The 8,335-nt window shown below is 67.6% G+C and carries 6 protein-coding genes; 1 reads left to right on the forward strand and 5 read right to left on the reverse strand.

Features of this window, described 5'->3' with window-relative positions; all coding sequences use genetic code 11:
- From RN901_RS07920 to RN901_RS07935, 4 genes are all read right to left on the reverse strand, one after another.
- The coding region (locus RN901_RS07920; protein WP_310757717.1) for a carboxypeptidase regulatory-like domain-containing protein at positions 1-2,217 on the reverse strand (2,217 nt) is incomplete at its 3' end.
- A 174-nt stretch (positions 2,218-2,391) separates the two neighbouring features.
- Positions 2,392-3,879, reverse strand: a complete 1,488-nt coding sequence (locus tag RN901_RS07925; protein WP_310757719.1) for a transposase — start codon at positions 3,877-3,879, stop codon at positions 2,392-2,394.
- Positions 3,880-4,245: 366 nt separating this feature from the next.
- Entirely contained in the window at positions 4,246-4,647 is a 402-nt protein-coding gene (locus RN901_RS07930; RefSeq protein ID WP_310757721.1) for a hypothetical protein, read from the reverse strand.
- 49 nt (positions 4,648-4,696) lie between these two features.
- A complete protein-coding gene (locus RN901_RS07935; RefSeq protein ID WP_310757723.1) occupies positions 4,697-5,062 on the reverse strand; it encodes a transposase in 366 nt (121 codons plus the stop codon).
- Between the two features lie 143 nt (positions 5,063-5,205).
- Here RN901_RS07935 and RN901_RS07940 point away from each other — a divergent pair, with 143 nt between their 5' ends.
- On the forward strand, positions 5,206-5,565 hold the full coding sequence (locus RN901_RS07940; protein WP_310757725.1) for a hypothetical protein: 360 nt from the start codon (positions 5,206-5,208) through the stop codon (positions 5,563-5,565).
- 18 nt (positions 5,566-5,583) lie between these two features.
- On the opposite strand, the gene RN901_RS07945 is transcribed toward RN901_RS07940, so the two are convergent.
- Positions 5,584-7,857 (reverse strand): patatin-like phospholipase family protein, encoded by a 2,274-nt coding sequence (locus RN901_RS07945; RefSeq protein WP_310757727.1) that lies wholly within the window; start codon positions 7,855-7,857, stop codon positions 5,584-5,586.
- Between the last annotated feature and the right edge of the window lie 478 nt (positions 7,858-8,335).

Raw genomic sequence — 8,335 nt, forward strand, 5'->3', positions numbered from 1 at the left:
GTGGTGCACGTAGACCTTCAGCGTCTGCGTCGTGTAGGTCACCACGATCGGGTCGGCGTCCATGGCGCCAGCCAGCTTGAGCCCGGTGTGCAGGTACCCACCCGCAGAGCTCTCGTACATCTCGCCGCCGTCCATGTCGTCGTCCTGGTCGTCGGCGGCCGCGAAGGCGAACGCTGCAGGCAGATCGCCGGGGCCCACGACGGTCATGAGCGACGCGTTGCCGTCGTCGTCCAGCATCGTCGGCGCGCCCGCTACCGCTTCGCCACCCGAGGTGACGTCGATCGCCCAACCGGCGAGCGCTTCGCCGCCACCGTAGTCGGTCATGACCGTGGCGCCGCTGACGTTCGCGCTGACGCTCAGGTTGACGATGTCGGCGTCGTTGAGCACCGCAGGCGGATTCGCGTCCGCCGCCGGGTGCACGAACGACTGCGGATCCCACGTCACGGCCTGCATCCCGGCCGACGGATCCATGAAGTAGCCTTCCGCGCCGACCATCATGTGGACCGTGTTGTCGCTGGTGCCGGCACGCGCGACCTTGACGGACGCGTAGACGCCGGCCTCGCCGACCATGGTCATGCCGTCGGCGACCTTGGTATCACCGCTCGCGTCCGCGTAGAACGCGACGCTGGCGCCGGGAATCGGATCGCCGCGGTAGTCACCGCCCTTCAGCGTGACCGCGACGTTGATCGTCGTGTGCGTGATGTCGAACGGAACGCCCTGCATCTTGTTCTCGCCGACTCCGAGGTCGAAGGCGTAGCCCGTCCCCGGCCCGCCGTAGGCGATGTCGTGTTCCGCCAGCATGGCTGCAGCCGAAGCGTCGATCGGCACGACCAACTGGTACGAGCCGGCGCGCAGGCCGCCGAATGAGAACTGGCCGGCCGCGTTCGTCGCGCTCAGCCGCTGGTCATTGACCCCCGGGCCCACCAGCGCCACCGGAACACCAGGTGCCGGCAACGGGTGCTCGCCCGCGTCCATCATGTCGTTCTTGTCCAGTTCGTCGATGAACAGCTGACCGCCAACACTCGCGGTGCGCGCGTGCATGCCCTCGAAGTTCACGATCTGTGAATCGTCGTCGCCGACCGTCCTGTCCATGCTCATCATGTCGAACACGTAGGCGGGGTCGTCGACCGCGATCGAGACCGTGTAGTCGCCCGCCGCCAGACCCGCGAAGGAGTACTGGCCGCCCGCGTCGGTCGTCGTGCTCGCGTCGGCCGCGCCCGACAGCGTGACCGCGATGCCGTCGAGGCCCATGCCCTCGACGCTCACCCGGCCGCTGATGCCGGAGGTGCGGAGCAGGACGCCCGTGAACGACACCGTTCCCGTCTCGTCGAGATCCACGCTCACGTCCTGCGACGTGGCGGCGAACTCGTAGTCGCGGGTGTCGAAGTCGGAGATGCTGACCGTGTAGTCGCCGGGGCGCAGGTCCTCGAACCGGTACATGCCGTCGGCATCACTCGTCATGGTGAAGTTCTCGTCGGACGGACCGCCCACCAGCGTCACCAAGACGCCCTGGAGGCCCTCGCCGTCGATGATCACCTGGCCCTCGACCGCGGAGGTGCGGATGTAGTGGCCCGTGAAGTCGGCCTGGCCGACCTCGCCCACGTCGACCTCGACCTCGACGCTCACCGTCTCGAAGGAGATGTCCTCCGGGAAGTCGCTGATCGTCACCGTGTAGGTGCCCGCGCGGAGCCCGGTGAAGGCGAAGCCGCCGTCCATGCCGGTCTCCATGATCACGCCCATGGCGTGCTCGCCGTCGAGCGTGACCGTCACGCCGACCAGCGTTTCGGGCTGGCCGTCGCCGCCGCTCATCATCGCGTCGGCCGCAACCACGTTGCCGACCACCGCCGAGGAGCGGATGTACTCACCGGCGAAGTTGAGTTGAACGTTCTGACCCTCGCTTGCGATGGTCGCGGACTGCGTCACCTGGGCGAACGTCGCATCCTCGGGGAAGCCGCTGATGGTGACCGTGTAGGTCCCGGCTTCGACGCCCGAGAAGGCGAAGCTGCCCCCTGCGCCGGTGCTCGTGGTCGCACCGGAGGAAAGGGTGGCGGTGATGCCGGCGGCAGCCGTCCCGTCAATTGTTACCGTCCCGGAGATGCTTCCCACGGGAGTCGGCGGGGGCGGGGGCTCCACCGGCGGTGGAGTGCCCTCGTCGCAGGCGGTGATGGTCAGGACCGCGACAAGCGCAGCCACTGTGAACTTTCTCCAACGATCCATGGTTTCTCCCTCGTTTTGGAGGTTTGACTCATCGGGCGAAATCGTCCGCGTGGGGGGTCTTAGGGCAAGACCGGTGCCAAACGCCGGCAGCCCAACGTTCGAGCGCCCGAGCCGGTTATGGGGCTCTACCCATGCGTTTCGGGGCGTCTCGCATACAGAATTCTGACGAAGGCATCAGGTTTCCGTGGGGCACCCGACCAGTCTCGGAGGCCCCTGGGCTGGGTCGGGCTTCGGTAGACGATCCCGGCTTCCGACATCCTTTGGGGCGCCCTGCCGTGAGGATTGTAACGGTGACGATTCCGGCATTCGCGTCCGCCGACCGGGACGACGCGATTCACGGTTCCGCGACCGGCCCCGAAGCCGAGGCTTCGGCGACTGCGGTCTCCCCGTGCGTTCGGGGCCGTGGCCCCCGGTTCCGGCGTACCTCGCGCCGTACCGCAAGAGGCTCTGCGCCGCATTCACGGCACTACCTGTATTGTAGCCACATTTCGCGCACGCGAAAGGCCGGTTTCCGAGTCCGCGCATGTCCTCGTTCCGGTGACCGCAGCTGGAGCAGACCTGCGAGCGGGCAAACGAGGTGCTGACTTCCGTCACGGTCCGGCCGTGCCACTCGGCTTTGTACCGGATCTGGCGAAGGAACTCGCCCAGGCCGGAGTTCGCCAGCGCCTTTGCCAAGCGCGGATCGCCCATCATCTCGCGGATCGGCAATGCCTCGATCGTGATGTGCCCGGCGGCCTCGACGATCGCCGTTGTGGCCTTGTGAATCGCATCGAGCCGCTGATGACGGACCCTTCGGTGTAGGACCGCCATGCTGCGCTTCGCCTTCGCGCGTCGATTGCTGTCCCGCTTGCATCGCGCAACGGACCTCTGGAGCCGCTTGAGACGCTTCTCCGCGCGGCCCAGCCACTTTTCGGAACGGACGACGGTGACTTGCCCGCGCGAGTCGCAAATGGTTGCCAGGTCGTTGATGCCCAGGGCCACGCCGACGGCGTCCGCAGCGGGCACCGCCTCGGCAAGCGGCCCGCACTCGAAAACGCACGACAGCATCCAGCACCCGGCATCCATCCGGACGCGACCGGACAGCAGGCCGCGCGTCGCGCGGCGCTTGCCCCCAGGCAGCCGGCAGGAAGGCAGGCTCCCGCCCCGCCACCGCATCCAGCCGAATCTCGGGAGCCGGACACGGCTGCCGTCGAAGCGCAGGACCTCGTTGTGCATGTAGATGCCAGGAGGGTTTCCCCGCTTCTTGAACGCGGGGAGCCCGGCCTTGCGTCCGGCTTCGAGCCCCAGGTGCCAGTGCCGGTAGGCATCGCCCACTTCGCGCGCAATCCGGTAAACGGCGTTACTGGGATAGATGCGGCCGGTGGCCCGGTTCCACTGGCCTGCGAACACTTCGCGCTCCTTGGCGGTCATGACCTTGCCGCGCTCCTCATGGTGCCGGATGCCGTGGGCGAGCAGCAGATTCCAGAGGCTTCGAAGAGCTTCGGCACACTGCTCCATCGCTTCGGCCTGAGTCCGGTTCGGATACAGGCGCACGCGAACGCCGACATGGCGGAGCGAGGGCTTCGTTCCCGTGGCCCCGGCCGCGGAGGTGGTCGGCGTTTCCCGCTGCCCGAGCAACCGGTCTTCGGCGGGAGCGGCGCGGGCGGAATCGTCAGGCGTCATTACGCCTCGCTTCCAGTCTGGTAAGCCGGTCGAGTTCGACCGGGAATGGTGCTTGTCGCCCCGTTGTAGGTCAACTGGGAAGCCAACTCGGCCGTCCGAATTCGTGTTAGTCTCGGCCCATTCGTTCCGGGGCCCGTCGGGCACCAAGTCATGGCTGTCCGTCCAGGTGATAAGCCCGAGATCGTCACCCGGAGTCTTGTCCGACGGCGAATGAGCCTGAACGCGGAGTCGGTTTCCAGCGGGGAGCCTGAAGTCCGGGGCGAAGAGATCATCGGAGGATGATCGTGACACTTCGCATCGAACGGATTCGCACCCTCGACCGGATCCGGGCCTTCCTGGAGGGCAACGAGCCGACGGACTTCGGGCTCACCAGACCGGCCCTCCGCCTACGCCTTCGTGCGCCGCACGCTGGTCCGCTTCGCGTACCACGGGCTCCGCAAGCCCGAGAAGGGGCTGGTGAAGCGGTACTTGGAGAAGGTGACGGGCTTGTCCAGGGCCCAGATCACCCGCCTCGTCGCCCAACACCGCCGCACCGGCCACATCCGCGATCGCCGCGGGAAGCCTCCGCCGAACGGGTTCGCGCGCCGATACACACCCCATGGCGCCGCCCTGCTGGCCGAGGTCGACGAGGCCTTCGGACAGCTCTCCGGTCCCGCCACCAAGGTGGTCCTGCGGCGGATGCACGAGGTCTACGGCGACGCGCGCTTCGAGCGCCTCGCCCACATCTTCAACGCCCGCATCTACAACCTTCGCAAGTCCCGGATCCACTGCACCGGCCGCCTCACCTTCCGCAAGTCCCGGTCCACGCCCGTCGCGATCAGAGTGTCCGCCGCACCAGCTCCCCCGCCCGGTACAGCCTCGCAAGTTCCTCCGCGTCCTTGCGGTCGTGCTTGCGCTGTTCTCCCGGACGTCGCGGAATCAGCGAGGGAGCCACGATCTCGCAGTCGTGGCCCCAGCCCCGGATCATCCGCTCGAGCACGTAGCCCGCACCGCTCGCCTCGTAGCAGGCGCGCACCTCATGCTCCCGGGCCAAACGGTCCAGCAGCCGCCTGAGTCCCCGAGGATCGTGCGACAGCCGCTTCACCAGCGTCGGCTCCCGCGCTCCCTCCGGCAGCACCGCGATCGTCACGCTGTCCTTGTGGACATCCATCCCGACGTACACCTTGGTCTTCAGCTTCTTCATGGGGCCGGTCTCCTGTTCCGGTTGCGACCTGAGCGTCGCATGTGGCTCTGGCACCTCCGCTCACCGTCGGCGCTAACCCACGATAAGCCGGCGGGGGCCGGCCCTTCCATATTTTCTAGTGGCAGAACGAAGTGGACGGGCACATGAGATTCGCGATCCAGGAGCTCGGTGTCACGCTGGCGAAACTTGAGAGCCGAGTCGTGGCCGGCTTCGATCAGCTGAACAGGCGCATCGCCGCCCTGGAATCGAGGGTGAACGCGCGTTTCGACGGAGCCGAGACCGGGGCCAAGAAGCGGGGCGCTGAGATCGTGAGCCGGATCGACGGCGTATCGCCCAAGTTCAAGCAGGTTCGCTACGCCCTCGACGAGCTCGGCGCGCAGCGTCGAGGCCGGGACGTGCGCTGCGCCGACTGCCACGAGCCTACGTGCGGGGTCTTCAACGTGCCGGACCTCCGGTCTCGAACGCTGGAGCGCCGAGACCGGCACCGGGACCGCTCCTCGTGATCCGCACTCCTTGCCACGTTACCAGAACGGACGACCGAGCGCGATGTTGATTCTCGGCCTGCGGCCCTCGGCAATGCTCGCGCCGCCGAGTAGTGCGCCGAGCAGCGTGTCGACGAGCAGCCCGGCCGAGAGGTTCGGGGCGAGATCGGCGTGCCTGGCCTCCGGGAGCGCAGTGCCGGTCTCGATCCAGCCGGTCTCGATCCAGGCACCGCCATGGATCGGGCCGCCCATGAAATCGGGCAACCGCCCGAACTGGTGCAGGTATCCCGTGCCGGCATACGCCGTGCGGACGCCGCGGAACTCGTCGCGCTCGAACGTGCTGAGGCGAAAGGGACCCCCGAGCGTCGACTGGTACAAGGGCACGAGCCGATCGTCGAACGCCTCGGTCCCGGCCAGCAGCAGAAAGACGCGGCCCCGCCCGCCGATGGGGAGGAACATGCTGCTCCTGATTCGGGCCTCCGCGAAGCCGGTAGACTGGCCCGCCGCGCTCGCCAAACGCCGTGCTTCGATCGCGATCCGAATGCCGCTGCGAGGCAGCAGCCAGTCGTCCTGCCCGTCGTACACGAACTTCACGCGCGCGCCGTGCTCCCGCCCGTCGATGTCCTGCAGGAGAGGAGTACCGTCATCAACGCGCGCGACAACGATGGCCGCTTCGTATCCGATGCGGAGTTCACCGGCGCGACCGAGGGCCACGCCAACGTCGGCCCCCGCACCCACGCGCCGCGTCCGGTAACTTGGCGATATCCCGTCCGTCTCTGCGGCGATCCACTGCCGACGGCTGTCGAAGCCGATGCGCGGCGCGAGGAAGACGGGCGATCCCGCGACGGGCAGATAGTAGTCGAGCAGTGCGTCCGGATCCGGCCCGATCGAAAGATCGAGCCTCAGTTCGGCTTCGCGGCTTCCGGCGTCCAGAACCGTGAACCGCGTTCCGACCGACGCCTCCCAGCCGGCGCCAGTGCGATCCTCGACCTCGAGCGCGAGATTCAGGAACGGGGGACCATGAGGTTTGTCGCGAGCCCGGATCGCGATCCCCGTGCGGTTGCCCTCCCGCGCCAAGCCGTATCCGAGACTCCCATACCGGCCACCGCCTGCAAGCCGAGTCAGGCGAAGCTCGAGTTCGTCCGGGTCCAGCGCGGTTCCGAGCACCGGCTCCACGGCTTGGACGATCTCCTCCGCTGAACGGCGATCCACGCCCGCTACCCGGACGAACCGAGGTTCGGCGGGCGGTGGAGGTCGGCGCGACCGGCGCGCCTCGACATGCCGCGCCCACTCGGCAGGCGACAGCGAGAGGTAGGCCAGCGACTCGCCGGCTTCGGCGGCTGCCCGGTATCCGATTGCCCGGATCGTGTCGAAGCGCCGCCAGTCGATCGCCGATATGTCTTGAACCGGTGGCGCAAGGATGTGATCGGCGTGGCGGCTCATCACGCTGCGGCTCCGCTCCGTCATCATGATCCCGATCGCCTGGCCCGCCACGTTGACGAGGGACCGCATGTCCTCACGGGTTGCGAGCGGAGCCCCGACGTTGACGGCGATGACGACATCCACGCCCATCCGGCTGACAACGTCGGCGGGCACGTTGTTGAGCAGGCCGCCGTCGGCGAGCAGAAGGCCGTCGCGCTCGACCGGGTGGAACACGCCGGGAATCGACATCGTGGCGCGAAGTGCGCTCGCCAGCGAACCGCTCCCGAGTTCCGCGACCGCCGCTCCCTCCAGGTCGGTGGCGACAGCGCGAAACGGGATCGGGAGGTCGTCGAAATCGATCGGGTCGACATGCGGCAGCGCCACCCGGCTCAACAGCAACTCGACTTCGTGGCCCGGGTCGAGGCTCTGCGCTACACGCGGGCCGTCACGCCAACCGAACTCCGGACGCACGGGATACCCGCGACGATCCTCCTTGCGCCGATACGACTTCAGCCCGTACTCGACATCGCCGCGAAACAACCGGTCCCAGTCGATGTCGGCCACCATGTCCCGAACTTCGAGCGCCGTTCGTCCCGCCGCGTAGCTGCCACCCACAAGCCCGCCCACGCTCGTGCCGGCGATCGCATCGACCGGAATCCTGTGCTCCTCAAGCCATTCGAGGACGCCTACGTGCGCGAGCCCGCGCGCTGCGCCGCCACCGAGCGCGAGCCCCACGCGAGGGCGGGTCGTCGGCTCCTGCGCCTGTGCCACGGGAGGACGCGCCGTCGCCACAACCAGCAACAGCAGCAAGCTCACGATGAAGACCAGGACCTCTCCGGCGTTCGGCCCGCCCCAGCCGCTGGCAGCCGCCTCTCGAGGCGATCCCGTCACGCGGCCCCCATTAGGGCCCGGTTCAGTTTCCTGATCCGGAACTGTTCTCTTCAATCCCGCACAGCATAGTCCCTCGATCTCTTGGAAGTGGTTCAACCGGTTGGTCAAGTTGCCCAACTGGATTTCCACGCGCTCAAGGCGGGCATCCGGAATGTCCTTCACTTCAGAGATGTTCATTGTCCCATCCCGCGCCGTCCTGCTCGTCCGTTCTCCGCGCCATCCAGTGCCTCCTCTCTCATCGACCCCGGATCGGTTGCTAATCTACTGTCCAGAGAAATCGGGGGCACTATACCCAACGTGACCCGCCTACCGGACTGGCGCTGCGATTGCCCCGCTACTCGCGCCGCATACACGGGACCGAGCGCGGCGTGGAGAACCGGAAAACAGGATTGCCCCCTACGCCGTGTCTCCGCCACCGATGGTCGGGATGACGAAGCCGCTCTGAATGGTCAGGTGCCGCGTCTTGGAGTCGTCCTCG

This window comes from Candidatus Palauibacter soopunensis (assembly GCF_947581735.1).
GTDB classification, from domain to species: domain Bacteria; phylum Gemmatimonadota; class Gemmatimonadetes; order Palauibacterales; family Palauibacteraceae; genus Palauibacter; species Palauibacter soopunensis.

Coding starts and splice junctions, on each gene's coding strand:
- RN901_RS07935 (WP_310757723.1), bottom strand. CDS start 5,062: ATGAAGAAGCTGAAGACCAAGGTGTACGTCGGGATGGATGTCCACAAG.
- RN901_RS07925 (WP_310757719.1), bottom strand. CDS start 3,879: ATGACGCCTGACGATTCCGCCCGCGCCGCTCCCGCCGAAGACCGGTTG.
- RN901_RS07940 (WP_310757725.1), top strand. CDS start 5,206: ATGAGATTCGCGATCCAGGAGCTCGGTGTCACGCTGGCGAAACTTGAG.